A 26436-nucleotide genomic window follows, 5' to 3' on the forward strand; every position below is an offset into this window, starting at 1 on the left:
GAACGTGCAGCACACGTGTCCGGACGGGCCGATCGAGGGTCGGGAGGCACGACAGGGGTTGCAGAGGCCGTGCACGTCCGTGCATGCTCGGTTCCCATGAGTGACGCAGCGCAGCCCATGCGCACGCAGCAGGCGCTGCGCGCCGCGCATCTGTACTACCTGCAGGACCTGACGATGGACGCGATCGCCGACGAGCTCGGCACCTCGCGGTCGTCGGTCTCCCGCCTGCTGAAGTACGCGCGGGACACCGGACTCGTCGACATCCAGATCCGCTCGCCCCTCGACCAGGCCGCGGCGCTCAGCCGGAGCATCCGATCGCGCTTCGGGGTGCACGCGCACGTCGTGCCGGTGCCGGACCACACCAGCGACGTCGACCGACTCGAACGCGTCGCGCTGTCCGCTGCGCGCATCCTGACGCAGTACGTCGAGTCGAACATGGTGATCGGGATCTCGTGGGGCTCGACCGTCAGCGCGGTGAGCCGCTACCTCGTGCCGAAGACCACGCACGGCTCCACGGTGGTGCAGATCAACGGCGCCGCGAACACCCGGACGACGGGCATCGTCTACGCGTCCGAGATCCTGCGGCGGTTCGGCGAGGCGTACGGCGCGTTCGTGCAGCAGTTCCCGGTCCCGGCGTTCTTCGACGACCCGGCCACGAAGCAGGCGCTCTTCCGGGAGCGTTCGATCCGCCGGGTGCTCGACCTGCACGAGCGCATGGACCTCGTCGTGTTCGGTGTCGGAGCGCCCCAGGCCCCGGTGCCCTCGCACGTGTACTCCGGCGGGTACCTCGACCCGTCCGACCGCGACGAGCTGACCAAGGCCCAGGTCGTCGGTGACGTCTCGACGGTGTTCTACCGCGCGGACGGATCGTGGAAGGACATCGGGGTGAACGCTCGAGCCGGGGCTCCGGACCTCGACACGATCAAGCGTGCGCCGCGGCGGGTCTGCGTCGTGGCCGGACGCTCGAAGGCCGCGTCGCTGAAGGGTGCCCTCGCCGCCGGGTTGATCACCGACCTCATCCTCGACGAGAGCGTCGGGCAGGCGATCCTGCAGCCCTGACCCCGGGTGCGCGGTCCGGATTGTCGGTGGTGCCCCGTAGGTTCTCGACCATGGTTGCCACGATGGACACCCGCCACTCCGGTGGCGCCTGCAGCGTCGGGGACACGCGGTACTCGCGGCGGATCGCGGGCACCGACGTCGACCAGGCGCTCGCCTTCTTCACCGGGGACTACGACTTCCGCTCGCCCGCGGTCCGGCGGACCCACCGCGACACCCGCTGGGACTTCGCCGGCGTGGGCGACGAGCTGTTGTCGCTCCGGTCCTCGCGCTTCCTGGTCGACCTGCGGAGCGACAGCCGTGTCGACGACGCGTTCCTGGTCGCCTGGATGCGCAGCGGGTCGAGCACGATCACGTACGGCGGCACGAGCGTCGAGCTCGAACCGGGCGTCCCGGTCGTGCTGCCCTTCGCCGACACGTACGAACTGCACCACCGCGACATCGGCCTCAACCTCGTGCACCTCGACGCGGGGTTCCTCCGCTCGGTCGTCGGCGAGGACGACTTCGCGTTCGAAGCGCTCCGCCGCCCGACCGCCGACGGCATGCGGGCCTGGCAGTCGGTCGTGCGGGCGTACTCGTCGACCTGGCTGGACGTCGGGCACGAGCTCACCGCGGTCGCCCGGCGTGACATCGCCGAGGCGTTCGCCACCGCGGCGGTCGCGGCCTTCCCCGAGCGGAGCCGCTGGCGCACGACGGTCACCGGCAGCGGGCCCGAGCACGAGCGGGTCCGCCGTGCGCTCGAGTACGTCCACGAGCACGCGCGCGACGCGATCGGGACGCCGGAGATCGCCGCGGCGGCGGGGCTCAGCCCGCGCGGCCTGCAGCAGTCCCTCCGCCGGCACCTCGACCAGACACCGGGCGACCTGCTCCGCGGCGTCCGGCTCGACGGTGCCCGTGCCGACCTGCTTCGTGGCGACCGTGACGACACCTCGGTGGCCGACATCGCCAGGGCGTGGGGCTTCGGGCACCTCGGGCGCTTCTCGGCCACGTACCGGGCACGGTTCGGGGAACTGCCGAGCGAGTCCCTCCGCGCTCGGTAGCGTGGCGGGATGGACACCGTCGTCACCGCCCTCCGTTCCGCCCTCGCCGACCCGGACGGCGTGGTCGTCCGGACGGAGCGCGGAGTGCTCGACGCGGCACGGACGGACAAGTCCGGCTGGATCGCCCCGGGTGGGCCCGTCGCCGTGGTCGACGCCCGGACGGTCGAGGATGTGCAGGCGACCCTCCGGACGTGCTCCGGCCTCGGCGTCCCGGTCGTCCCGCGCGGCGCCGGCACCGGGCTGGCGGGCGGGGCGAACGGCACCGAGGGCACCGTCGTCCTGAGCGTGGCGCGCATGGACCGCATCGTCTCGGTCTCGACGGAGGACGAGTACGCGGTGGTGGAGCCCGGCGTGCTGAACGGCGACCTGAACGCGGCCGTCGCCGAACACGGCCTGCGGTTCGCGCCCGACCCGGCGAGTGCGGCCATCGCGAGCGTCGGCGGGAACATCGCCACGAACGCGGGCGGCCTCCGGTGCGTGAAGTACGGCGTCACCAGAGAAGCGGTGCTCGGCCTCGACGTCGTCCTCGCGGACGGGCGGCTCGTCGCCACCGGGCACCGCACCGTCAAGGGCGTCACCGGCCTCGACCTCACGGCGCTGCTCGTCGGGTCGGAGGGCACGCTCGGGGTGATCGTCGGCGCGACCGTCCGGCTCGTGCCGATCCCGGCGGGGGAGCCGGCCACCCTCGGCGCCGTCTACCCGACCGTCGAGGCCGCCGCCCGCGCCGCGGCGTCCGTCGTCGCCGGGGCGGAGCGTCCGTCGACGGTTGAACTGCTCGACGCCGCCGCACTCGAGGGGATCGCGGCCCACCTCGGGCCGCAGGTGATCGCCGAGACGGTGGGGAGCACCGCGGCGGGCGGGGTGTTCCTCCTCGTGGAGTACGACGGGCCGGGTGCGACGGAGGCGGCGCTGGGAGCCGTGCCGCGCCTCCAGGCCGAGGGCGGGACCGTGCGCCTGGCCGGGTCGGCGGCGGAACGCGACCGCCTGCTGACGATCCGCCGGTCGTTCCACCCGGCCATGGAGGCGCGTGGCCGGGTCCTCATCGAGGACGTCGCGGTGCCGCGCAGTCGGCTCGCCGAGATGTTCGCGCGCGTCGAGGCCATCGGGGAGCAGTACGGCATCGCGATCCCCACCGTCGCGCACGCCGGGGACGGCAACCTGCACCCGAACTTCGTGTTCGAGGGCGACGAGGTGCCGCAGCACGTGTGGGACGCGGCCGACGCGATGTTCCGGGCGGCGATCGAGCTCGGCGGGACGCTGACGGGGGAGCACGGCGTGGGGGTGCTCAAGCGGCGGTGGATCGGCGACGAGCTCGGCGACGACGTGCTCGAGCTGCAGCGGGGGATCCGACGGGTGTTCGACCCCGCGGGGATCCTCAACCCGGGCAAGGTGTTCTGACGCCGAATCTCGGCACACGGAACCAGGCCACATTGCTCAGATGTTCGGCCGAAACAGTCCTGTAACGAACCTCGGCGCATCGTGGGTGTCGAACGCGCACCGCCCACGAAGGAGTCAGTGATGCTGATCGGCGTCCCAACCGAAGTCAAGAACAACGAGTTCCGCGTCGCCGCGACACCCGCCGGTGTCGCCGAGCTGGCGCTGCACGGACACGAGGTGCTCGTGCAGTCTGGAGCCGGTGACGGGTCGTCCTTCCCGGACGCCGAGTACGCCGCGGCCGGGGCCACCATCGTCCCGACGGCCGCCGAGGTCTGGGCGCGCGCCGAGATGATCCTGAAGGTCAAGGAGCCGGTCGCCGCCGAGTACGCCTCGATCCGACCAGGGCAGGTCCTGTTCACCTACCTGCACCTCGCCGCGGACCGGCCGCTGACCGACGCGCTCGTCGAGTCCGGGGCGACGGCCATCGCGTACGAGACCGTGCAGCTGCCGGACCGGTCGCTGCCCCTGCTGTCACCGATGTCCGAGATCGCCGGGCGGTTGTCGGCGCAGGTCGGCGCGAACCACCTGATGCGGGCGAACGGCGGGCGCGGGCTCCTGCTCGGCGGCGTGCCCGGCACCCCGAAGGGCCGCGTCGTCGTGATCGGCGGCGGGGTCGCGGGCGAGCACGCGGCGACGATGGCGCTCGGCCTCGGCGCCGAGGTCACCGTGTTCGACATCAGCCTGCCGCGCCTGCGTGCGCTGGACGCCCGGTTCGACGGACGCATCACGACGCTGCGGTCCTCGGCGCACGCGATCGCCTCGGCCCTGCGCGAGGCCGACCTCGTCATCGGGTCGGTGCTGATCCCCGGGGCCTCGGCGCCGAAGCTCGTGACCGACGCCATGGTGGCGGACATGCAGCCCGGGTCGGTGCTCGTCGACATCGCGATCGACCAGGGCGGGTGCTTCGAGGGATCGCACCCGACCACGCACGACGACCCGACGTTCGCCGTGCACGACACCGTCTTCTACTGCGTGGCGAACATGCCGGGAGCGGTGCCGCGCACCTCGACGATCTCGCTGACGAACGCGACGCTGCCCTACGCCGTGGCGATCGCGAACCAGGGGTGGGAGGCGGCGACCGCTGCCGACCCGGCCCTGGCGCTCGGGGTGAACGTGCACGCGGGCCAGGTCGTGAACGCCGCCGTGGCGGCGGCGCACGGCCTGGCGGCCGCGGCGCGCTGAGCGCGGGCGCCGCGGCGCGGCGCGGCGCGGCGCTTCGCCGAGACTCGGCCCGACGGACGGTTTCGCGGCGCCCAGCCCGCCAAGGTGTCCGCCCAGCCGAGTCTCGGCTGCCGCCCGCGAGCCGCGCGTGGCGGCGCGCACTTTCGCGCTGAGCGACAGTTCACGCGGCCCGCGGGCCGTGAACTGTCGCTCAGCGCGAAACGTCGGAAGCGCAGCCCCGCGCGCCGCTAGGCGGCCGCGACGCGCGCCGGCGCAGCCGCGCCGCGCCACCCCGCGCGAGCCCGCACCACGAGCGTCACGACGACCGCCGCAGCCGCGGCCACCACCGCCGCGACGGCGGTCGGCGTCGACACGAGCGGCCCGTCGAGCCGAGCGACCGCGACCCACGCCAACCCCCACGCGAGCGACGCCGTCGGCGCCAGGCGTCCCCGGCCCCACACCGCGAGGAGCACCCCGACGAGCCCGGCCACGAGCGCGATCACCACGCCCCAGACGTCCAGCGACAGCCCGAAGCCCCGGAAGCCCGCGGCCGTCAGCACCGCGGCCGTGTTCGCCGCCGTCGCGACGCACACCCACCCCAGGTAGAGCCCGAACGTGCCGTCGGTGACGATCGCCTCGACGATCCCGGAGGGCTTCGACCGCCGCAGCAGCACGAACGTCCACACCAGCACGGCGAGCAGCGCGACGATGATCGGCTCGCTCAACCACAGGAACCCGAACTGCACGCTCAGGATCCACGCCGCGTTGAGCAGGAGCGAGAGCACCGCCGGCACCGTCAGCCGAGCGTGCCGGTCGTCGTCGGCGGTGCGGAAGCACTGGCGGATCGCGTAGGCGAGCAGCCCGACGTAGATGACGCTCCAGATCGAGAACGCCGGCCCGTCCGGCGCGATCGCCGTCGACGAGGCCGAGAGTGCTCCGCCGGCAGCGTCCTGGATCGGCGTCCCGCCGGCGGCTCCCGAGCCGACGAACGCGCCGACCACCGCGACCACCGCGCTCACCGCGACTGCGATCCGCTTCCAGATCCTCTTCATGTCAGCCCCTTTCGTCAGCATGCTGATGACCTGCACCGTAGGCGCGTGGCCGGGCCCGGCGCGCAGCGCACGTCCAGCAGACGGGGGACGGGTCGGACTGGAGGCGCGGTGCGGGCCCGACCCGCGCCTCCTGGCCCGCACGTCGGTCGCGTCCGACCCCCGCACGCTCGCCCTGCGTACGGTGGTGACGTGTCTGTCGAACTGAACACCGTCTACGTCGACCGGATCGCCCCGATCCCGAGTCCCTCGCTCGACGACACCTTCCGCATGCTCGAGGACCAGGGAGCGAGCGCGTGCATCGTGCTCCACCAGCCCGACGCCGAGGAGCTCGGCGACGTCGCGGTCGCGCTCGGCCTGCACGAACTCGCGGTGGAGGACTCCGCCGAGGGGCACCAGCGGCCGAAGCTCGAGCGCTACGGCTCGACGCTCTTCGTCGTCCTCAAGCCCGCGCTGTACAACGACCAGCAGGAGGAGGTCGCGTTCGGCGAGGTGCACGCCTTCGTCGGGGAGGACTTCTTCCTCGTGGTCGTGAAGGCCGACCCCCGTGGCAAGCAGACCGTCCCGCGGGCACTCCAGCGGATGAGCGGCAAGCCGGGACTCGTGACGGTGGGCCCGCAGGCGCAGCTCTGGGCGCTGATGGACTCGATCGTCGACGGGTACGTGCCGGTGATCGACGGCCTCGAGGAGGACATCAACCAGATCGAGGACCAGCTCTTCGCGGGCGAGGCCGGGGTCTCCCGTCGCATCTACGAGCTGTTCGGCGAGGTCGTGGACTTCCAGCGCGCGGCCCGGCCGCTCATCCACATCATCGAGAACCTGCACCGCGGGGCGGAGAAGTACCACCTCCCGGTGGAGATGCAGCGTCGGTTCCGCGACGTGCTCGACCATGCGATCCGCACGGTGGAGCGACTGGACACGTTCCGGCAGCTGCTGCAGAACGCGCTGACGGTCGACTCGACCCTCGCGGCGCAGAAGCAGAACGACGACACGAAGAAGATCTCGGGCTGGGCGGCGATCCTCTTCGCCCCGACGCTCATCGCGGCGATCTACGGCATGAACTTCACGCACATGCCCGAGCTCTCCTGGACGTGGGGGTACCCGCTGGCGATCGTCGCGATGGTGGCGTTCGCCGCGGCGCTGTGGGTGGTGTTCAAGGTCAAGCGCTGGTTCTGACCCGGATCGGTGTGCATCCGCACACGCCGTGCGCGCGTCGACTTGCTGGGAGCGCTCCCAGAGCGGGAGACTCGTCGAGCCGTCATCGTCGCCGACTGGAGCACTCATGCCGCACGACCTCGTCCACCTGACCGCCGGGGGCGTCTCCCTCGTCCTCGACTGCCGCGACCGTGGCCTGCCCGCCGTGGTGCACTGGGGCGCGGCGCTCGGTCCGCTCGACGACGCGGAGCTCGCGGCCCTGGCCGAGGCGGACGTGGCGCCGGTCGCGCCGAACGAGGCGGACGTGCCGGTCCGGCTGGCGATCCTGCCCGAGCCGCACCGGGGGTGGACCGGGCGACCGGGGCTGTCCGGGCACCGGGACGGGCGCGACTGGTCCCCGGCGTTCACGGTCACCGAGCTCGAGGTGACCGGCGCCGCCGACACCGCCGGCACCGCCGACACCGCCGACACCGCCGACACCGCGGGCACCCGCGCCCCCGCCCCCGCCTCCGTCACCGCCCGCGCCGTGGACGCCACCGCCGGCCTCGCCCTCCGCCTCACCGTCGAGATGCTCCCCTCCGGCCTCGTCCGCACCCGCGCCGCCGTCACCAACACGGCCGCCGGCACCTACACCGTCGACGACCTCACCCTGGCCCTCCCGGTCCCGTCGCACGCCCGCGAGGTCCTCGACTTCGCCGGCCGCTGGGGCAAGGAACGCACCCCGCAGCGGCGCGAGCTCGTCGTCGGCACCCACGAGCGCGAGGGCCGGAAGGGCCGGACGGGCGCCGACGCCGCCACGGTCCTGAGCGTCGGCGTCCCCGGGTTCGGCTTCGCCCACGGCGAGGTCTGGGGCGTGCACACGGCGTGGAGCGGCAACCACCGGCACCTCGCGGAACGCCTCGCCACCGGTCGTCAGGTCGTCGGGGGCGGCGAACTCCTGCTCCCCGGCGAGGTGCGCCTCGGCACCGGGGACAGCTACGAGGGGCCGTGGGTGTACGCCGCGTACGGGGACGGCCTCGACGACCAGGCCCGCCGCTTCCACCGGTGGCTCCGCAGCCGCCCGCAGCACCCGAGGACGCCCCGCCCGGTGACGCTCAACGTCTGGGAGGCGGTCTACTTCGACCATGACCTCGCCCGGCTGACCGACCTCGCCGAGCGCGCCGCACGGCTCGGGGTCGAGCGGTACGTGCTCGACGACGGGTGGTTCCGGCACCGTCGTGACGACCACGCGGGCCTCGGCGACTGGTACGTGGACGAGGGCGTCTGGCCGGACGGCCTCGGTCCGATCGTCGACCGGGTGCGGGCGCTCGGGATGCAGTTCGGCCTGTGGTTCGAGCCCGAGATGGTCAACGAGGACAGCGACCTCGCCCGAGCCCACCCGGAGTGGATCCTGCAGGCGGACGGTCGCCTGCCGGTCCGGTCCCGGGACCAGCAGGTGCTGAACCTCGCGATCCCCGAGGCGTTCGCGTACCTGCTCGAGCGCATGACCGCGGTCATCGGCGAGTACGGCGTCGACTACGTCAAGTGGGACCACAACCGCGACCTCGTCGAGGCGGGGCACCTCGGCGGCGGCGCAGCGGTCCACGAGCAGACCCTGGCGGCGTACCGGCTCATGGCGACGCTGAAGGAGCGGTTCCCGGCGCTCGAGATCGAGTCGTGCTCGTCGGGTGGTGCCCGCGTCGACCTCGGCGTGATCGAGCACACCGACCGCGTCTGGGTGTCGGACGACATCGATCCGCTCGAGCGGCAGCAGATGCACCGGTGGACGCAGCAGCTCCTGCCCCCGGAGCTGCTCGGCTCCCACGTCGCGAGCGGCCGGAACCACACGACCGGCCGGGTGCACGACCTGGCGTTCCGTGCCGGGACCGCGATCGTCGGGCACTTCGGCATCGAGTGGGACCTCGCGCAGGCGACGGACGCCGAGGAGACGGCGCTCGCCGAGTGGATCGCGCTCCACAAGGAGTGGCGGGGGCTGCTGCACGGCGGCGACCTCGTGCGCGTCGACGAGGTCGACGAGACCCGGCTCGTGTCCGGCACGGTCGCCGCCGACAAGCGGCAGGCGCTGTTCTTCTTCGTCAGCACCGGCCGGTCCGAGGTGTCGGGTACCGGCCGCGTCACCTTCCGCGACCTCGACCCGGACACCGCGTACCGGGTCGACCCGGTCGTGGTCGGCGACGGGCACGGCATCGTGCCGCCGCCGTGGTGGTCGGGGGACCGGGTGTTCCGTGCGCGCGCGCTCGAGACGGTCGGCCTGCAGCCGCCGCTCGTGCCGGCCGACTGCGTGGTGCCGTACCGGCTCACGGCCGTCTGACGGCAGCGGGTGCGGCCACCGCCCAGGAGGCGCGGCTCGGCCCGGCAGCGTCCGCCCGGTCGCGGGGGCGGTGCCGACGTGCCGCTAGGCTTCCGGTCATGCCGCACCCTGGACACGCGACACGTGCGACCCCGGTCTGGGCACTCAAGCTCGCCGTCGTCACCGGACTGGTGGGGGTGGCAGGCGGCATCGCCGGCATCTCGGTGTGGCTCGCGCTGCAGCTCATCCAGTTCGTCGCGTTCGGGTACCCGTTCGGCGGCCACCTCGAGGCCGCAGACGCACCGAGTGCCCTGAACCGCTTCCTCGCCCTCGTCGCCGCCGGCCTCCTGACCGGCGTCGCCTGGTGGGCGCTCCGACGCTGGGGCCGCCCGGTCGTCTCCGTGCCCGCGGCCGTCGGCGGGAAGCGGATGCCCGCCCTCGCGACGGTGGCGAACGCGGGCGTGCAGATCCTGGCCGTGGGGCTCGGCGCCTCGATCGGCAAGGAGGTGGCGCCGCGCGAGATCGGGGCGTGGCTGTCCCAGCTCGTGACGGCACGGGCCGGCCTGACCGCCCGCGAGACGAAGATCCTCGTCGCCTGCGGTGCCGCCGCCGGTCTGGCCGCGGTCTACGACGTCCCGCTCGGGGGCGCCCTGTTCGCGGTCGAGGTGCTGCTCGGCGAGCTCACCTTCGCGACCGCGCTGCCGGCCTTCGCGACGAGCGCGGTCGCGGCGTTCGTGGCACGCCTCGTGATCCCGGACGAGGTGCTCTACCACGTGCCGGCGATGCACCTCTCGCCGTCGCTGCTCGTCTGGGCGGTGATCGTCGGGCCGGTCCTCGGGTTCGCGGGCGTCGGCTTCGTGAAGCTCACGAACCGGCTGCAGGGACTCGCGCCGAAGGGGTGGCGGCTCATCGTCGTGCTGCCGGTCGTCTTCGCCATGGTCGGGCTCATCGCCGTGCCCTTCCCCGAGATCCTCGGCAACGGGCGGGCGCTCGGTGTCCTCGCGATGAACGCCTCGCTCGAGGACGGCTCCGTCGCCGGGCTCTCGCCGATCCTGTTCCTGCTCGCGCTCGGGGTCATCCGCACGATCACGACCTCGGCCACGATCGGTGCCGGGGCCGTCGGCGGCACGCTCACCCCGTCGATCGCGATCGGCTCCGCGGTCGGCGGCGGACTCGGTGGCCTCTGGCTGCTGCTCTGGCCGACCGACGGGCCGAGCCTCACGGCGTTCGCGTTCATCGGCGCCGCGGCCTTCCTCGCGACGACGATGCGGGCGCCCTTCACGGCCCTCGTGCTCGTCGTCGAGTTCACCCAGCAGGGGACCGACATCCTCATCCCCTCGCTCCTGGCGGTGTCCGGGTCGGTCGCCGTCGCCTACGTGCTCGCCCGCCGACGCAGCGCGCAGATGGTGTGAACACTTCGTCACGATCCGGCACACCCGACGGGCCACGGGCCTACGATCGGCCGCACGACGGGGCACCGGGCTCCGTACCGGCGACGAGGAGCAACCGATGGCGGGGTTCGACGACATCACGAAGAAGGCCCAGGACTTCCTGCAGGACAACAAGGTCCAGGACGCCCTGAAGAGCGAGAAGGCCGAGGACATCAGCGACAAGGTGCTCGGCGGTGTCGCCGACGCCGTCAAGAAGGCCACGGGTGGCAAGTACGACGACAAGATCGACGGCGCCCGTGACGCCGCGGACAAGCAGATCGGCAACGAGTGACGCGGTTCCCGCGCACCGCACGGACGGCCCCGGACCACGTGTCCGGGGCCGTTCGCCGTCAGCGGTACCCGTCCGACTGGACTCCGGGCCGCGAGCAGACCACCATTGTCTGGTGACTGTCGTGGCGCCCAACCAACCGCTCACCGAGTCCGAGGTCGAGGCGATCAAACGGGACTTCCCGATCCTCCAGCAGGAGGTGAACGGGTTCCCCCTCGCCTACCTCGACTCCGGGGCCACCGCCGAACGACCCCGCCAGATGCTCGACGCCGAGCGACGCTTCCTCGAGCACGACAACGCCGCCGTGCACCGTGGTGCGCACACCCTCGCCGCGCTGAGCACCGACGCGTACGAGGACGCCCGGGCCACCGTCGCCGGGTTCGTCGGGGCGGCGTCACCGTCCGAGGTCGTGTGGACCGCGAACGCCACCGACGCCCTCAACCTCGTGGCGTACGGCATCGCGAACGCCAGCCGCGGCCGTGGGGGACCCGATGCCGAGCGCTTCCGCATCGGACCCGGCGACGAGGTCCTCGTCACCGAGGCCGAGCACCACGCCAACCTCGTCCCGTGGCAGGAGCTCGCCGCGCTGACCGGTGCGACGCTCCGCTGGGTCCCCGTCGCGGACGACGGCACCTGGACGGCCGAGGACGCCGTCGCCCTGGTCTCCGACCGCACGAAGGTCGTCGCCTTCGCCCACGTCTCGAACGTCACCGGCATGGTCGCCCCGGTGTCGGCCGTCGTCGCGGCCGCCCACGCGCACGGTGCCCTCGTCGTCCTCGACGCCTGCCAGTCCGCACCGCACCGGCCGCTCGACGTGCAGGCGCTCGGCGTCGACTTCGCGGCGTTCTCCGGGCACAAGATGCTCGGGCCGAACGGCATCGGCGTGCTCTGGGGCCGCCACGAGCTGCTCGACGCCCTGCCCCCGTTCCGGACCGGCGGCTCGATGATCACCACGGTGACGATGGAGCGCACCGACTTCATGCCGGCACCCGAGCGGTTCGAGGCCGGCACCCAGCCCGTGTCGCAGGCCGTGGCGCTCGCCGAGGCGGTCCGCTACCTGCAGGGCATCGGCATGGAGCGGGTCCGCGCCCACGAGGAGCACCTGGCCGAGCGCATGCTCACCGGACTCGCCGCGATCCCGGGCATCAACGTCGTCGGTCCGCCCGCCGGCGTGCCGCGGTCCGGTCTCGTGTCGTTCGACGTCGACGGCGTGCACGCCCACGACGTCTCGCAGTACCTCGACGCGCAGGGCATCGCGGTGCGCTCCGGCCACCACTGCGCCCAACCGCTGCACCGTCGGCTCGGACTCGTCGCCACCAGCCGTGCGAGCACGTACGTCTACACGACCGAGCAGGACGTCGACCGGTTCCTCACGGCCGTCGGCGAGGTCCGCGGCTACTTCGGAGCGACCGCATGAGCGCCCTCGACTCCCTCTACCAGCAGGTCATCCTCGACCACGCGAAGGCCCGGCACGGCGACGGCGAGCTGCCCGACGCCGACGCCGAGCACTTCGAGCGCAACCCCACCTGCGGCGACGAGATCACCGTGCGCGTGCGCCTCGAGCCCGGCACGGACCGCATCGCCGGTCTCGCGTGGCAGGGCGACGGCTGCTCGATCTCGATGGCGTCGGCGTCGGTCCTCACGGACATGGCGGTCGGTCGCACGGTGCCCGAGCTGCTCGCGCTCACCGAGGAGTTCCGCACGATGATGCGGTCCCGCGGTGCGGGCGAACCCGACGAGGACGTGCTCGAGGACCTCGTCGCGTTCCACGGCGTCTCGAAGTTCGTCATGCGGGTCAAGTGCGGCATGCTCGCGTGGGTCGCGGCCGAGGCCGCCGCGCGCGAGGCGACCACGCGCTCCTGACGCGACCGGTCTGCGGCCCAGGAGGCACGGGGCGGGCCCGCACCGTCCCTCCAGGCCCGCAGTCCCACGTCACGGTTCGTCACCTTCCGCCGTCCGCCCCGGGACGGCACGTACCGTCACGCCCGTGAGCACGAGCAGCGAGCACCGTCAGATCCGGTTCAACGCCTTCGACATGAACTGCGTGGCGCACCAGTCCTCCGGGCTCTGGCGGCACCCGCGGGACCGGTCCCGGCACTACAACGACCTGTCGTACTGGACCGACCTCGCGCAGCTGCTCGAGCGGGGCAACTTCGACGGGATCTTCATCGCCGACGTGCTCGGGACGTACGACGTCTACGGCGACTCGAACGAGGCCGCGCTCCGCACCGGGTCGCAGGTCCCCGTGAACGACCCGATCCTGCTCGTGTCCGCGATGGCGTCGGTGACCGAGCACCTCGGTTTCGGGATCACGGCGGGGACCGCGTACGAGCACCCGTACCCGTTCGCCCGGCGCATCTCGACGCTCGACCACCTCACGAAGGGCCGCATCGGCTGGAACGTCGTGACCGGGTACCTGCCGAGTGCCGCGCGGAACATGGGGCAGACCGACCAGCTCTCGCACGACGACCGGTACGACGTCGCCGACGAGTACCTCGAGGTCCTCTACAAGCTGTGGGAGGGCTCGTGGGAGGACGACGCCGTGGTCGAGGACCGCGAGACCGGCGTCTTCACCGACCCCGCGAAGGTCCACCCGATCGAGCACCACGGCACGCACTTCGACGTCCCGGGCATCCACCTGTCCGAGCCGTCGGTCCAGCGGTCGCCCGTGATCTACCAGGCCGGGGCCTCGCCGCGCGGCATCCGGTTCGCGGCCGAGAACGCCGAGGCGGTGTTCGTGGGCGCACCGACCGTCGAGCAGCTCGCGTCGACCGTGCGGAAGGTCCGTGACGCCCTGGAGGCTGCTGGTCGCGACCGGTACGCCGCCCGCGTCTACACGTTGCTCACCGTCATCACCGACGCCACCGACGAGCTCGCCCAGGCCAAGTACGAGGACTACCTGTCCTACGCCTCGGAGCTCGGGGCGCTCGTACTCAACTCCGGCTGGATGGGCGTCGACCTGTCGCAGTGGGACCTCGACGAGCCGCTCGGCGACGTCGAGTCGAACGCGATCCAGTCCGCGGCGGCGAACATCGCGGCGGCCACCGGGTCCGACGGGTCGAAGTGGACGATCCGGGACCTCGCGCGGCACACGGCGATCGGCGGCCTCGGCCCGGTCGCGGTCGGCGGCGGGGCGACCATCGCCGACCGGCTCGTCGAGATCCAGGAGCAGACGGACGTCGACGGGTTCAACCTCGCCTACGCGGTGACCCCGGGGACGTGGGAGGACGTCATCGAGTTCGTCGTGCCGGAGCTCCGTGCCCGCGGCGTCTACCCCGACGGCTACGAGCCCGGATCGCTGCGGCACAAGCTGCACGGCCGCGGTGACCGGCTGCCGGCGGAGCACCGCGGGGCGTCGTTCCGGGTGGGGCAGTCCGCAGCCGTACGCTGAACGGGTGATCGGGTCCTCGTTCGTCGTGCGTGCCGCCGTCGAGGACGAGGTCACCGCGTGCGTCGACCTGTGGACGCGCGCCGTCGCCACCCGTGACGGCGTGCCCGAGTCGGACGCGGTGCGGGAACGCGCCCGGTCGAAGTTCGCGGTGCCCCGCGTCGCGCTCGTCGTGGCGTCGACGGAGCCGGACCGTGGTGCGGCCGCGGCGATCGCCGGGTTCGCGCTCGTCACCGCTCCGGGGACGGGGCGTCCGGGGGACCCGGAGGACGCGGCCTACCTCTCGCTCCTCGCCGTCGACCCGCGGGCCCAGGGGCACGGACTCGGACGGTCCCTGCTGCTGGGAGCCGTCGCCGAGGCCGGAGCCGCGGGCCACCGCCGAGCCCTGCTGCACGCGCTGGACGACAACGCGCCGGCGCTCCGGCTGTACCGCAGCGCGGGGTTCCGTCCCGTGGGCGACCCCTTCGCGCACGCACTGAGCGGTCGGCCGACCCGGGTCTGGGCCACCGACGGCGTCGACGACTGAGCCGTCAGGACGGTTGGGGCTCCGGCTCCGGCTGCGGTGCGGGGAGCGCGTCGGCCGCGCTCGGCCACGGCGCCCACTTCGCCCGTGGTGCGACGAGCAGGTACGGCTGCGGCGTCGGGTAGCTGACGAGTTCGAGCGTCGAGCCCCACGGGGTCCGGGTGTACACGAACCGGTTCCCCTCGCCGACCTCGAGGCCGCGGAGGTCCCGAGGGTCCGAGTTGCGGGTGCCCCCGGCTGCCTCGATGCGGGCGAGCGTGCCGTCGAGGTCGTCCGTGTACATCGCGAGGTGCTGCCACCCGAGGTCCGCGGGGTGCACGGGACGGTGCTGGTCCGGTCCGTGGTACTCGAACAGCTCGAGCCCCGGTCCGTCCGGCAGTGCGAGCATCCGCATCGCGCCCTGTGCCATCGTCGACGGGATCCCCAGGTAGCGGTGCGCCTCGGCCGTCGCGTTCGGCTCCTCGGTGCGGCAGCGCATGTCGTACAGCACGACGGCGTCGAACGCCGCCTCGAAGAACGCCGTGGCGGCATCGATGTCCGGCACCGTGACGCCCACGTGGTCGATCCTGATTCCCGCGCTCATGGGCCGATCCTGACACCCGGGCGCCCGCACGTTCCGCCCGGGTGCCGAGGGTGCGGTGCCGATGCGGCTTCCCGCACGCCACAGACCGGTGAGGTGAGGCTGCCCTCATCGGAAAACCCCTGATCAGGGTAGCCTCACCATGCTGGCGCCGACCCGCGACGAGTGGCATCCTGACTCGCATGTCGACCGCTGCGGACCTCGTCCTGCCCTCCACGGACCGCGACGCCACGAGCGCCGCCCGGCTCAACTGGCTGCGCGCCGGCCTGCTCGGGGCCAACGACGGCATCGTCTCGGTCGCGGCGGTGCTCGTCGGCGTCGCGGGAGCCGGCGCGGGGACCGGTCCGGTCATCGCGGCGGGCACCGCAGCCCTCGTCGGCGGAGCGGTCTCGATGGCCCTCGGCGAGTACGTGTCCGTCAGTGGTGCCCGTGACGCCCAGCGCACCGGCCAGGCCGCCCACCAGGCCGAGCTCGAGGCGGAGTCGGAGGACGCCGGCACGATCGCCGCCCACTACCGGAGCCTCGGCGTCGACCCGGCCGTCGCGAGCGCCGTCGCCGACGAGCTCGTCCGACCCGAGGTGCGCCGTCGACGGGCAGCGGTCGCGCTCCGCGATGCCGAGGACGAGGTGGTCAGCCCGTGGCGTGCCGCGTGGGTGTCGGCGGCGACCTTCACGACCGGTGCCGCGCTGCCCTTCCTCGCGATGCTCCTCAGCCCCGAGCCCGCCCGCGTGGCGGTGACGGTCGTCGCGGTCCTCGTCGCGCTCGCCGCCACCGGGACGACCGGTGCCACGCTCGGTGGTGCGCCGCGCACGCGGGCGACGATCCGTGTCGTGACCGGGGGAGCGCTGGCCCTGGCCGCGACGTACGCGGCCGGGGCGGTCCTCGGGGCGCACGCGCTCTGAGCGGGCGGACGGCGATCGGTGTCGGTGTCCGTGTCGGAACGATCGTTCCAGGACGGGCGTCACGACACACGACCGTTACACGGAGGTAACGGTCCGGGCGCAGTGTCTCCGTAGCGTCGTGGCAGAGGCGGGCACCGCTCGCCCTTCCCACTCCTTCGGAGGACGCCATGGCAACAGAGATCCAGCCCCCGGTCGCCGCGCCCCACGCCCCCCGCACGACGGCAGCACCCGCCGGTGCCGGCGTCGTCCGCCCCGGGTACGACCCGGCGCTCACCAACGAGGACCTCGCTCCGCTCCGCAAGCAGACGTGGACGAGCTACAACATCTTCGCGTTCTGGATGTCGGACGTGCACTCGGTCGGCGGCTACGTCACCGCCGGATCGCTGTTCGCCTTGGGCATCGCCAGCTGGCAGGTGCTCATCGCCCTGGTGGTCGGCATCCTCATCGTGCAGGTGTTCGCGAACCTCGTCGCCAAGCCGTCCCAGCGCACCGGGGTGCCGTACCCGGTGATCAACCGCGCGGTGTTCGGCGTGCTCGGGGCGAACGTGCCCGCCATCATCCGCGGGCTCATCGCGATGGCCTGGTACGGCGTGCAGACCTTCCTCGCCGCCCAGTCGCTCAACATCGTCTTCCTCAAGTTCATCCCGGCCTCGGCGGGGCTCCTCGAGCACTCGTTCCTCGGGCTCTCCGCGCTCGGCTGGATCTCGTACGCCATCCTCTGGGTCGCACAGGGCGCCCTCTTCTGGATGGGCATGGACGCGATCCGGCGGTTCATCGACTGGGCCGGCCCGGCGGTGTACGTCATCATGATCGCCCTCGCCATCTACCTCGTCAGCCGTGCCGGCATCGGGAACATCTCGTTCACGCTGTCCGCCGGTGCGCCGCTGTCGTTCGGCGCGAGCATCCCGGTGATGCTGTCCGCGATCGCCCTCGTGGTGAGCTACTTCTCCGGCCCGATGCTGAACTTCGGCGACTTCTCCCGCTACGCGAAGTCGTTCGACGCGGTGAAGCGTGGCAACCTCTGGGGCCTGCCGATCAACTTCCTGTTCTTCTCGGTGCTCACCGTCCTCTGCGCCAGTGCCACGGTGCCGGTGTTCGGCAAGCTCATCACCGACCCGATCGAGACCGTGCAGGCGATCGGGGCGCCGTTCGCGATCCTCCTCGGCGGGTTGACCTTCGTCACCGCGACCGTCGGCATCAACATCGTCGCGAACTTCATCAGCCCCGCGTTCGACTTCTCGAACGTGGCCCCGCGGAAGATCAGCTGGCGGGCGGGCGGCATGATCGCGGCCGTCGGGTCCGTCCTCCTCACCCCGTGGAACTGGTACGGCAACGACCAGGCGATCCTGTACACGCTGGGGGTCCTCGGCGCCCTGATCGGCCCGCTGTTCGGGATCCTCATCGCCGGCTACTACATCGTCGCGAAGCAGCGCATCGCCGTCGACGACATGTACACGAAGGACCCCGCGGCCCGGTACTGGTACGTCAAGGGCTTCAACCCGAACGCCATCTGGACGCTCGTCGTCACCGGTGCGGTGTCGGTCGCCAGCGCGGTCCTGCCGTCGGCGCTCGGCGTCGTCCCGTGGCTGTCGAACTACAGCTGGTTCATCGGGTGCGCCCTCGGCCTCGTCGTCTTCGTCGGGATGGAGCGCCTGCGTCCGAGCATGCCCGTGCTGGCCGCCGACGACCCGTCCGTCGACGACGGCGCCGCGGTCGGCCGGGCCTGACCGACCGAGCCGTCCCACCCGCACCACCGGAAGGAACTCGATGCGCATCCGCGTCGTCAACCCCAACACCACCTCCTCGATGACCGCGGCGATCGGCAGCGCCGCCGCCGCGGTCGCCGGGCCCGGGACGATCGTCGAGGCCGTCAACCCCACCATGGGGCCGGCGTCGATCGAGAGCCACTACGAGGAGGCGCTGGCCGTCCCCGGGCTCCTCGAGCAGATCGCGCTCGGCGAGCAGGACGGTGTCGACGCGTTCGTGGTCGCGTGCTTCGGGGACCCCGGGCTCGACGCGGCACGCGAGGTCGCGACCGGACCCGTCATCGGCATCGCGGAGGCGGCCTTCCACGCCGCCGCGATGCTCGGGCGCCGGTTCGGCGTGGTGACCACCCTGAGCCGGACCACCGGCCGGGCGCACGAGCTCGCCGAACGGTACGGGTTCGCGTCGCTCGTGACCGAGGTCCGGGCGTGCGAGGTCCCCGTGCTCCGCCTGGAGGACCCGGACTCGGACGCCCGGTCGCTCGTCGTCGAGGAGTGCCGGGCCGTGCTCGCCGGCGGCGCCGATGCCGTGGTGCTCGGCTGCGCCGGCATGGCGGACTTCTGCGCCGAGGTGTCCCGGGCCGTCGGGGCGCCGGTCGTGGACGGTGTCGCGGCGGCCACCGTGCTCGCCGAGTCCCTCGTGCGCCTCGGGCTCACGACCGGGCGACGCGGCGAGTACGCGCCACCCCCGGCCAAGCCCATGGCGGGACTGCTCGCGGGGTTCGAACGCCGGCCGATGGCGGGCGCGACGGTCGGGGCGGGCGCATGACGCGCCTCCAGGGCCCCGCCGGCGACACGACGGCCGCACCCGCACCCGCTGACCTGGTCCTGCGCGCCGGCCGCGCCTGGATCGACGGCGTCTTCCGGCCCGCAGCCGTCGTCGTCCGCGACGGGCGAGTCGACGCCGTCGTGGCCGTGGACGAACTCGTCGACGCCGTCGAAGACCGCACCGTGCCCGACGCGCACGTCCTGCTCCCGGGCCTGGTCGACACGCACGTGCACGTGAACGAGCCCGGCCGCACCGAGTGGGAGGGGTTCGCCTCGGCGACCCGTGCAGCCGCACTCGGTGGCGTCACCACGATCATCGACATGCCGCTCAACTCGATCCCCGCGACGACGACCGTCGAGGCGCTCGAGGTGAAGCGCGCGAGCGCCGCGGGCCGCGTCGCCGTCGACGTCGGGTTCTGGGGCGGTGCCGTCCCGGCGAACCTCGGGTCGCTCGTTGGCCTGCACGACGCCGGCGTGTTCGGCTTCAAGTGCTTCACCGCGCCGTCCGGGGTCGACGAGTTCCCGCACCTCGACGCACCGCAGCTGCGCGCGGCGATCGAGGAGGTCGCCCGCATCGACGCCCTGCTCATCGTGCACGCCGAGGACCCCGAGTTCCTGGTCGACCACGCGGCGCTCGGCGGACACTACGAGGACTTCCTCGCCACCCGCCCGGTCGACGCCGAGCGGTCCGCGATCGCCCGAGTGGTCGAGGGTGCCCGCGAGACGGGCGCTCGCGTGCACGTCCTGCACCTGTCGGACGCCGGTGCGCTGCCGATGATCCGCGCCGCGAAGGACGACGGCGTGCGGATCACGGTCGAGACCTGCCCGCACTACCTCGCCTTCGAGGCCGGCACGATCCCCGACGGGGCGACCGAGTTCAAGTGCTGCCCGCCGATCCGCGACGACGCCAACCGCGACGCGCTCTGGGCCGGGGTCCTGGACGGGACGATCGACATGATCGTGTCCGACCACTCGCCCTCCACCGCGGACCTCAAGACCGACGACTGGGGGACCGCCTGGGGCGGGATCGCCGGGCTGCAGGTCGGCTTCCGTGCCGTGTGGACGGAGGCCCGGCGCCGCGGTGTCGCGCTCGAGCAGCTGCTGCCGCACTTCACGACCGGCCCGGCGGGGCTCGCCGGCTTCGCCGACCGCGGGCGCATCGCGCCGGGCGCACTCGCGCACTTCGCGGTGTTCGACCCGTCCGCCTCGGCGGTCGTCGACGTGGCCGGGCTCGCGCACCGCAACCCCGTCTCGGCGTTCGCCGGTCTGGAGGCACGGGGCAGCGTCACCGAGACCTGGTTGCGCGGTCAGCTGGTCGCGACCGCGGACGGCGGCGTCGCGTCCGTCATCGGGGCGCTCGTCGACCGACCCGTGCTCGCGGGAACACCGCTGTAACGATCGTTCCGATACGATCTCCACCGGAACGAGAGGACCGAACATGCTCCCTGTGAACCCGCCCGCCCGTCTGCTCATGGGACCGGGGCCGATCACCGCCGACCCACGGGTGCTCCGTGCCCTGTCGACACCGCTCGTCGGGCAGTACGACCCGTGGATGACCACCACGATGAACGAGACGCAGGAGCTGTACCGGCGGGTGTTCGGCACCACGAACGAGGCGACCGTCCTCGTCGACGGGACCTCCCGCGCCGGCATCGAGGCGGCGCTCGTCTCCCTGCTCGCCCCGGGGGACCGCGTGCTCGTGCCGGTGTTCGGGCGCTTCGGGCACCTGCTCGCCGAGATCGCCGGGCGTGCCGGGGCCGAGGTCCACACGATCGAGACCGAGTGGGGGCAGGTGTTCACCCCGTCGGCGATCGAGGACGCGATCGCGCGGGTGCGCCCGAAGGTCCTGGCGATCGTGCAGGGCGACACCTCGACCACGATGAACCAGCCGCTCGACGAGCTCGGAGCGATCTGCGAACGGTACGGCGTGCTGTTCTACACCGACGCGACCGCCACCGTCGGGGGCAACCCGCTCGAGGTCGACGCCTGGGGCATCGACGCCGTGAGCGCGGGGCTGCAGAAGTGCCTGGGCGGACCGTCCGGCAGCGCGCCGCTCACCGTCTCGCCGCGGGCCGTCGCCGTGCTCGACCAGCGTCGCAGCGTCGAGGCGGGCATCCGCGAACCCGGGGACGAGGTCGCCGACGAACCCATCCGGTCGAACTACCTCGACCTCGCGATGATCCTCGACTACTGGGGCCCGCGACGGCTCAACCACCACACCGAGGCCGCGTCGATGCTCTACGCCGCGAACGAGTGCGCCCGGATCCTGCTCGAGGAGGGCCGCGACGCCGTGGTCGCACGGCACGAGACCGCCGGTCGCGCGATGACCGCCGGGGTGCAGGCACTCGGGCTCGGCGTCTTCGGCGACCTCGGGCACAAGATGCACAACGTCGTCGCGGTCGAGATCCCGTCGGACGTCGTCGGCGACCAGGTCCGCGCCGCGATGCTCGACGACCACGGCATCGAGATCGGCACGTCGTTCGGGCCGCTGCACGGACGCGTCTGGCGGATCGGCACCATGGGCTACAACGCGCGCAAGGACACCGTCGTGACGACCCTCGCCGCGCTCGAGCACGCCCTGCGCCGGGCCGGGCACGCGGTGCCGTCCGGCGGTGGCGTGGACGCGGCGCTCGACGTCTACGCCGGCGCAGGCGTCGTCGCTGCCGGGGTGTCGGCGTGAGCGCGCCGTCCGTGGTCCGGGCCTCCGCGACCGCCACCGCCGACGCGACGCTGATCGCCGGGTGGTGCGACGAACTCGCGACCGTCACCGAGGAGCCCGGCCGGATCACCCGCGTCTACCTCTCGCCGGAGCACGCACGGGTCAACGCGATCGTCGCCGGCTGGATGCGCGACGCCGGCCTCAGCACCTGGCAGGACGCGGCGGGCAACCTGCACGGCCGCGTCGACGGTGCGACCCCGGACGCCCCCGTGCTGCTGCTCGGATCGCACCTCGACACCGTGGTGGACGCCGGCCGGTACGACGGGATCGTCGGGGTCCTGATGGCGATCCGGACGGTGGCGCGCGTGACCGCCGACGGCCCGCTCCCCGTCGCGCTCGAGGTCATCGCGTTCTCCGACGAGGAGGGCACCCGCTTCGGCAAGGCGCTGCTCGGGTCCTCCGCGGTCGCCGGTGTCTGGGACGAGTCCTGGTGGGACCTCGCCGACGGCGACGGGGTCACCCTCCGCGACGCCTTCACCCGCTTCGGGCTCGACCCGTCGCGCGTGCACGAGGCCGCGGTCGAACCGTCGGTGCTCGCCGGCTACCTCGAGGCGCACATCGAGCAGGGACCGTACCTCGAACAGGCCGGTCAGGCGCTCGGCGTCGTCACGAGCATCGCGAGCGCGCGGCGGTTCACCGTCGAGGCCGTCGGCGAGGCCCGGCACGCCGGCGGCACCCCCTACGACCGACGGCACGACGCGCTGCTCGCCGCCGCCGAGGCCGCCCTCGCCGTCGAACGGATCTGCCGGGCGTCGCAGCACGTCGGCACGGTCGGCACCATGACCGTCGAACCCGGCGCGGTGAACGTCGTCCCGGGGCTGGCACGGTTCTCGGTCGACCTGCGCGGGGAGTTCGACGAGGGACGCGACGCCGTGTGGGACGAGATCACGAAGGCGTTCGCGCTCATCGGGGAACGCCGTGGCGTCAGCGTCGAGCCGACCGAGGTCCACCGTGCGCCGGCGGTGTTCTGCGCACCGCGGCTGATGGACGCCGTCCGGGCGGGCATCGAGTCGACGGGGGAGCCCCGTCCGATCGAGCTGTTCTCCCGCGCGGGACACGACGCCATGTCGCTCGGGCTCGTGACCGACGTCGCGATGCTCTTCCTCCGCAACCCGGACGGCATCAGCCACCACCCCGACGAGTTCGTCTCCACCGAGGACATCGCCCTCGGGCTCGACGCGCTCGCGGTCGCGGTCGGACGGGTGGCCGCAGCGTGAGCACCGCGGGCCCCGACGTCCGGGCGCGCATCGACTCGGTGTGGGAGCAGCTGTCCCCGGCCGAGCGCCGCGTCGCCGCGATGGTGCGCCACGACCCCGAACTCCTGCTCGTCGGGACCTCGGCCGAGCTCGCCGCCGAGTCGGGCACCTCGAAGGCCACGGTCTCCCGGCTCGTCCGGTCGCTCGGCTTCCAGGACGCCGCCGAGGTCCGGCAGAACCTGATGTCGGCACGGGGTTCCGGCCTGCCGTGGGCCGCCGAGGACGCGGCGCACGTCGACCAGCGCGCCGTCGAGTCGCGCAACCTCGACGCCGCGTTCGCCTCGCTCGCACGGGCCGACCGTCCCCGTCTCGCCCGGCGGATCGTCCGCGCGCGGCGGGTGCTCGTGGCGGGGGAGCGCGGGGCGTACCCGATCGCCCTCCAGCTGCGCGCCCAGCTCGCGCAGGTCCGACCGGACGTCCGCATCGGCCCGGCCCCGGGGCAGCGCCTCGGCGAAGAGGTGGCCGATCTCGACCGACGCGACCTCGTCATCATCGTCACGGTGCGCCGGCACGCCGCCGGCATCGGCAAGCTCGTGCGGCACTGCGTCGCCAGCGGCGCGGACGTCGTCGTCCTGGGCGACCCGACCGCGGCGGTCATCGCGGCCCCGGCGGCCACGGCGATCCTCTGCCCGGTGGACTCCCCGTCGGCGTTCGACTCGATGGCGGCGCTGTTCGCCGTCGTCGCCGCGGTCGCGAACGACGTGTACGAGGCATCCGGCCCGGGCGGGCGTGCACGGGTGGACGCGGTGGCGCAGGCCTACGACGCGCTGGGGGAGCTCGCCGCGCCCTGACCCGTGCCGTCGCCGCGCTCGTCCTCGCCGGCACCGCCGCGCTCGTCGGCGAGTTCGGCCGCCAGCGAGGCGTTGCGCTCCCGGATCAGCCGCGGCAGGTACCGAGCCAGCGCGAGCCGCTCGGCGACGACCCCGAGCACCCCGAGCGGTGCGCGAAACTCGATCTCGTCGACCATCCGCGTGCCGCCGGCCGACGGCTCGAACCGGTGCTCGTGCCGGAACCGGGCGAACGGTCCACGCACCTGTTCGTCGACGAACCGGTGAGGCGCCTCCAGGGCCGTGATCCGACTCGTCATCCGCCACACGATCCCGAAGTGCCGCGCGCGCCACGTGACGGACTCACCGAGCCCGATCGTGCCGGCCGTGGTACCCGCGACCGCGCGCTCGTCCGTGGCGGCCATGGACCGCTCGTGCGCGCCGATGTCGAGCGACAGCGCGAACGCGCGCTCCGGCGGGGCGGCGAGGTCGGTGACGACCCGGAACGCGACGGTCACGACGTCGGCCAGACCGGTCGGACGGATCGGTCGTCGTCGCGCAGGACGGCCGCCAGCAGCTGGTCGTGGCGGCGGCCGTGCTGGAGCACCGCGGACCGCTGACGCCCTTCGTACCGCATGCCGAGCCGCTGCGCGACGGCGATCGACGCACGGTTCTCCGCCATCGCCCGCCATTGCACGCGCGCGAGCCCGAGCCCGTCGGGAGCCGGCGCGAACGCCCACTGCAGCACGCGGTCCGCCGCCTCGGTCACGAAGCCGTGCCCGCGGGCGTCCGGGTGGGTCGCGTACCCGATCTCCGCGCCGCCGCCGGCGAACCCGAAGAGCCCGACGGTACCGAGCAGCCGTGGGTCGTCGGCACGGCGGAGGGCGAACTCGTAGCGGGTGTCCGACGCCCAGCCGTCCTGCACCACGGCCGTGAGCCAGTGGCGGGCCTCGGCGTGACCGTACGGTTCGGGCATCGGGATGAACGCCACCACGTCGGGATCGGTCGCGTAGGCGACGACGTCGTCGGCATCGGTGAGCTCGGGGACCGAGAGGACCAGCCGCTCGGTCCGCAGCGTGACGGGGTCCATGGGGCGAGCCTAGCGACGGCGGTCGTCGCGGTAGCGTCGTGGCCATGACGTTCGACGCGCTCCCGTTCCCGGTCATCGACGGACACAACGACCTGCCCTGGGAGCGGCGCGAGACCCACGACTCCGGGATCGAGGGCATCGACTCCGAGCAGGGGTCCCTGCACACCGACCTGCCGAAGCTCCGTGCCGGCGGGGTCGTCGGGCAGTTCTGGTCGGTGTTCGTCCCCACCGACGTCCCCGATCCCGTCCGCGCGACGCTGCAGCAGGTCGACCTCGCACACCGGATCATCGAGCGGTACCCGGAGTCGCTCACCCTCGCCCGGACCGCGGCCGAGGTCGTCGCGGCCGTCGACGCCGGGCGCACCGCGTCGCTCCTCGGCGCCGAGGGCGGCCACTCGATCGGCGACGACCTGGCGGTGCTCCGCGACCTCGCCCGGCTCGGGGTCCGGTACATGACCCTCACGCACAACGACGACACACCCTGGGCCGACTCGGCCACCGGCTCCCACCCGCACGGCGGCCTGACCGACCGCGGGCGCGAGGTCGTGGCCGAGATGGAGCGGATCGGGATGCTCGTCGACCTGTCGCACACGTCGCCGGAGACCATGCGCGACACCCTCGACGTCGCCACCCGGCCCGTGGTGTTCAGCCACTCGTCGACGATCGCGGTGAACGACCACCCGCGGAACGTCCCGGACGAGGTACTCGCCCGCCTGCGCGACAACGGCGGTGTGGTGATGATCACCTTCGTGCCGAAGTTCGTGTCCCGGGCGTGGGCCGACTGGGAGGACGCCGGTTCGGTGGGGGAGCCCCCGCTCGTCACGGTGTCGGACGTGGCGGACCACGTCGAGCACGCGCGCGAGGTCGCCGGCGCGGCGCACATCGGGCTCGGCGGCGACTACGACGGGACGCCCGTGCTGCCGCCGGACCTGCGGGACGTGTCGCGGTACCCGGTGCTGGCGGCGGAACTGCAGCGTCGTGGCTGGGGTCCGGAGGACCTGCGTGCCCTGGCCGGCGGCAACGTGCTGCGGGTGCTCGCGGCGACGGACGAGCGGTTCGCGCGGACGGCGCACGTGCGCTGACCGGTGGCCCGGTCAACCGTAGGTGGGGTACTGCGGCCAGCCCTCGGGACTGTCCTCCCAGTCCTGCTGCCGCCCGTACGCCGTGCGGTCCATGATGTGCGGCACCGGCAGGATCGCCTCCGTCCCGCGCGCACCGGTCGCGTAGGTCAGGTACGGCACACCGTCGCGCAGCAGGTAGTACGAGTAGCCGGGCACCGGGCCGTCCCAGTCGTCGCTGTGCACGGTCCAGCCCCAGTCGTCGTGGTAGCTCGTCGCGCCGGACGACACCCACGTGTGCGGCCACCCGTGCTGCTGCCGCCAGGCCTCGAGCCGCTCGATCGGCCCCTCGGAGACCATCGCGAACGCGATCCCCTCGTCGTCGAGGCGGCCCATGTCGGCGGGCAGGTTGTCGACGGCCCACGTGCAGCTCGGGCAGCCGGCGTCCCAGTCCCGTCCGTACATGACGTTCTGCACGAGGAGCAGGTACTTCCCGGCGAACAGCTCCGTCAGTCGCACGGGACCGTCGGGACCGGTGAACTCGTAGTCGTCGACGCGGACCATCGGGAGCCGTCGGCGCGCGGCCGAGATGCGGTCGCCGTGGCGGGTGAGTTCCTTCTCGTCGCGCACCTGCGCGGCGAGCGCCGTGTCGAACGCTGCGCGGTCGACGACGGGTGGCGTGGCGTCGGGTTGCTGCTCCTTGGACATGGCGACC

General features: G+C 73.1%; 25 protein-coding genes. 20 read left to right on the forward strand and 5 right to left on the reverse strand.

The genetic code is table 11. The features are described 5' to 3' along the window. Positions 1-96 precede the first annotated feature (96 nt). From BM028_RS09515 to ald, 4 genes are all read left to right on the forward strand, one after another. A complete protein-coding gene (locus BM028_RS09515) occupies positions 97-1059 on the forward strand; it encodes a sugar-binding transcriptional regulator (RefSeq protein ID WP_022905765.1) in 963 nt (320 codons plus the stop codon). Positions 1060-1109: 50 nt separating this feature from the next. Next, on the forward strand, positions 1110-2096 hold the full coding sequence (locus tag BM028_RS09520; protein ID WP_083403164.1) for an AraC family transcriptional regulator: 987 nt from the start codon (positions 1110-1112) through the stop codon (positions 2094-2096). 9 nt (positions 2097-2105) lie between these two features. After that, complete coding sequence (locus BM028_RS09525; protein WP_092386193.1) at positions 2106-3494, forward strand: FAD-binding oxidoreductase; 1389 nt, start codon at positions 2106-2108, stop codon at positions 3492-3494. Positions 3495-3614: 120 nt separating this feature from the next. Continuing rightward, on the forward strand, positions 3615-4715 hold the full coding sequence (gene ald / locus BM028_RS09530) for an alanine dehydrogenase (RefSeq protein ID WP_092386195.1): 1101 nt from the start codon (positions 3615-3617) through the stop codon (positions 4713-4715). Positions 4716-4942: 227 nt separating this feature from the next. Here ald and BM028_RS09535 read toward each other — a convergent pair whose 3' ends face one another. Beyond that, on the reverse strand, positions 4943-5746 hold the full coding sequence (locus BM028_RS09535; protein WP_092386196.1) for a tryptophan-rich sensory protein: 804 nt from the start codon (positions 5744-5746) through the stop codon (positions 4943-4945). Positions 5747-5935: 189 nt separating this feature from the next. Between BM028_RS09535 and BM028_RS09540 the strand changes: the two genes are divergently transcribed. The 8 genes from BM028_RS09540 to BM028_RS09575 all read left to right on the forward strand — a co-directional run bounded on the left by BM028_RS09540 (position 5936) and on the right by BM028_RS09575 (position 14821). Beyond that, entirely contained in the window at positions 5936-6919 is a 984-nt protein-coding gene (locus BM028_RS09540) for a magnesium and cobalt transport protein CorA (protein WP_092386198.1), read from the forward strand. Between the two features lie 106 nt (positions 6920-7025). Then, positions 7026-9209 carry an alpha-galactosidase gene (locus BM028_RS09545; protein ID WP_092386200.1) on the forward strand — a complete coding sequence of 728 codons (2184 nt, stop codon included), beginning with the start codon at positions 7026-7028 and terminating at the stop codon, positions 9207-9209. Positions 9210-9307: 98 nt separating this feature from the next. Then, entirely contained in the window at positions 9308-10600 is a 1293-nt protein-coding gene (locus BM028_RS09550; protein ID WP_092386202.1) for a chloride channel protein, read from the forward strand. 97 nt (positions 10601-10697) lie between these two features. After that, positions 10698-10910 carry an antitoxin gene (locus BM028_RS09555; RefSeq protein WP_070418268.1) on the forward strand — a complete coding sequence of 71 codons (213 nt, stop codon included), beginning with the start codon at positions 10698-10700 and terminating at the stop codon, positions 10908-10910. Between the two features lie 121 nt (positions 10911-11031). Next, a complete protein-coding gene (locus BM028_RS09560; RefSeq protein WP_092386204.1) occupies positions 11032-12324 on the forward strand; it encodes a SufS family cysteine desulfurase in 1293 nt (430 codons plus the stop codon). Next, entirely contained in the window at positions 12321-12770 is a 450-nt protein-coding gene (sufU, locus tag BM028_RS09565; protein ID WP_092386206.1) for a Fe-S cluster assembly sulfur transfer protein SufU, read from the forward strand. The genes BM028_RS09560 and sufU overlap by 4 nt, the downstream gene beginning before the upstream one ends. 124 nt (positions 12771-12894) lie before the next feature. After that, entirely contained in the window at positions 12895-14298 is a 1404-nt protein-coding gene (locus BM028_RS09570) for an LLM class flavin-dependent oxidoreductase (RefSeq protein ID WP_071302694.1), read from the forward strand. Between the two features lie 4 nt (positions 14299-14302). Then, positions 14303-14821, forward strand: coding sequence for a GNAT family N-acetyltransferase (locus tag BM028_RS09575; protein WP_175496040.1), 519 nt, complete (start codon positions 14303-14305; stop codon positions 14819-14821). A 4-nt stretch (positions 14822-14825) separates the two neighbouring features. Here the strand turns inward: BM028_RS09575 and BM028_RS09580 are convergent, their stop codons facing one another. After that, positions 14826-15401 (reverse strand): VOC family protein, encoded by a 576-nt coding sequence (locus tag BM028_RS09580; RefSeq protein WP_092386210.1) that lies wholly within the window; start codon positions 15399-15401, stop codon positions 14826-14828. A gap of 179 nt (positions 15402-15580) precedes the next feature. On the opposite strand from BM028_RS09580, the gene BM028_RS09585 reads away from it, so the two are divergent. The 7 genes from BM028_RS09585 (at position 15581) to BM028_RS09615 (ending at position 23597) form a co-directional block, all read left to right on the forward strand. Next, complete coding sequence (locus tag BM028_RS09585) at positions 15581-16300, forward strand: VIT1/CCC1 transporter family protein (protein ID WP_092386212.1); 720 nt, start codon at positions 15581-15583, stop codon at positions 16298-16300. A 167-nt stretch (positions 16301-16467) separates the two neighbouring features. Then, a complete protein-coding gene (locus BM028_RS09590) occupies positions 16468-18027 on the forward strand; it encodes an NCS1 family nucleobase:cation symporter-1 (protein ID WP_070418275.1) in 1560 nt (519 codons plus the stop codon). Between the two features lie 40 nt (positions 18028-18067). Then, positions 18068-18832: an aspartate/glutamate racemase family protein gene (locus tag BM028_RS09595; RefSeq protein ID WP_092386214.1), complete on the forward strand. Its 765-nt coding sequence runs from the start codon at positions 18068-18070 to the stop codon at positions 18830-18832. Further along, positions 18829-20226 carry an allantoinase AllB gene (gene allB / locus BM028_RS09600; RefSeq protein ID WP_175496041.1) on the forward strand — a complete coding sequence of 466 codons (1398 nt, stop codon included), beginning with the start codon at positions 18829-18831 and terminating at the stop codon, positions 20224-20226. The genes BM028_RS09595 and allB overlap by 4 nt, the downstream gene beginning before the upstream one ends. A 43-nt stretch (positions 20227-20269) precedes the next feature. Beyond that, positions 20270-21511 (forward strand): pyridoxal-phosphate-dependent aminotransferase family protein, encoded by a 1242-nt coding sequence (locus BM028_RS09605; protein WP_092386216.1) that lies wholly within the window; start codon positions 20270-20272, stop codon positions 21509-21511. Beyond that, positions 21508-22767 (forward strand): allantoate amidohydrolase, encoded by a 1260-nt coding sequence (locus BM028_RS09610; RefSeq protein WP_092386218.1) that lies wholly within the window; start codon positions 21508-21510, stop codon positions 22765-22767. The genes BM028_RS09605 and BM028_RS09610 overlap by 4 nt, the downstream gene beginning before the upstream one ends. Next, on the forward strand, positions 22764-23597 hold the full coding sequence (locus tag BM028_RS09615) for a MurR/RpiR family transcriptional regulator (RefSeq protein ID WP_070418280.1): 834 nt from the start codon (positions 22764-22766) through the stop codon (positions 23595-23597). The genes BM028_RS09610 and BM028_RS09615 overlap by 4 nt, the downstream gene beginning before the upstream one ends. On the opposite strand, the gene BM028_RS09620 is transcribed toward BM028_RS09615, so the two are convergent. Together BM028_RS09620 and BM028_RS09625 are read right to left on the reverse strand one after the other, a co-directional pair. Beyond that, entirely contained in the window at positions 23564-24091 is a 528-nt protein-coding gene (locus BM028_RS09620) for an SRPBCC family protein (RefSeq protein WP_092386220.1), read from the reverse strand. The two genes, BM028_RS09615 and BM028_RS09620, sit on opposite strands and share 34 nt — an antisense overlap. Then, positions 24088-24663 carry a GNAT family N-acetyltransferase gene (locus tag BM028_RS09625; RefSeq protein ID WP_070418282.1) on the reverse strand — a complete coding sequence of 192 codons (576 nt, stop codon included), beginning with the start codon at positions 24661-24663 and terminating at the stop codon, positions 24088-24090. Before BM028_RS09625 ends, BM028_RS09620 begins: the two co-directional genes overlap by 4 nt. 44 nt (positions 24664-24707) lie before the next feature. Between BM028_RS09625 and BM028_RS09630 the strand changes: the two genes are divergently transcribed. After that, positions 24708-25745 carry a dipeptidase gene (locus tag BM028_RS09630; protein WP_092386222.1) on the forward strand — a complete coding sequence of 346 codons (1038 nt, stop codon included), beginning with the start codon at positions 24708-24710 and terminating at the stop codon, positions 25743-25745. A gap of 12 nt (positions 25746-25757) precedes the next feature. Here the strand turns inward: BM028_RS09630 and BM028_RS09635 are convergent, their stop codons facing one another. After that, positions 25758-26429 (reverse strand): DUF899 family protein, encoded by a 672-nt coding sequence (locus BM028_RS09635; RefSeq protein ID WP_092386631.1) that lies wholly within the window; start codon positions 26427-26429, stop codon positions 25758-25760. Positions 26430-26436 lie beyond the last annotated feature (7 nt).

Source organism: Curtobacterium sp. YR515, from assembly GCF_900113095.1.
Classification (GTDB): domain Bacteria; phylum Actinomycetota; class Actinomycetes; order Actinomycetales; family Microbacteriaceae; genus Curtobacterium.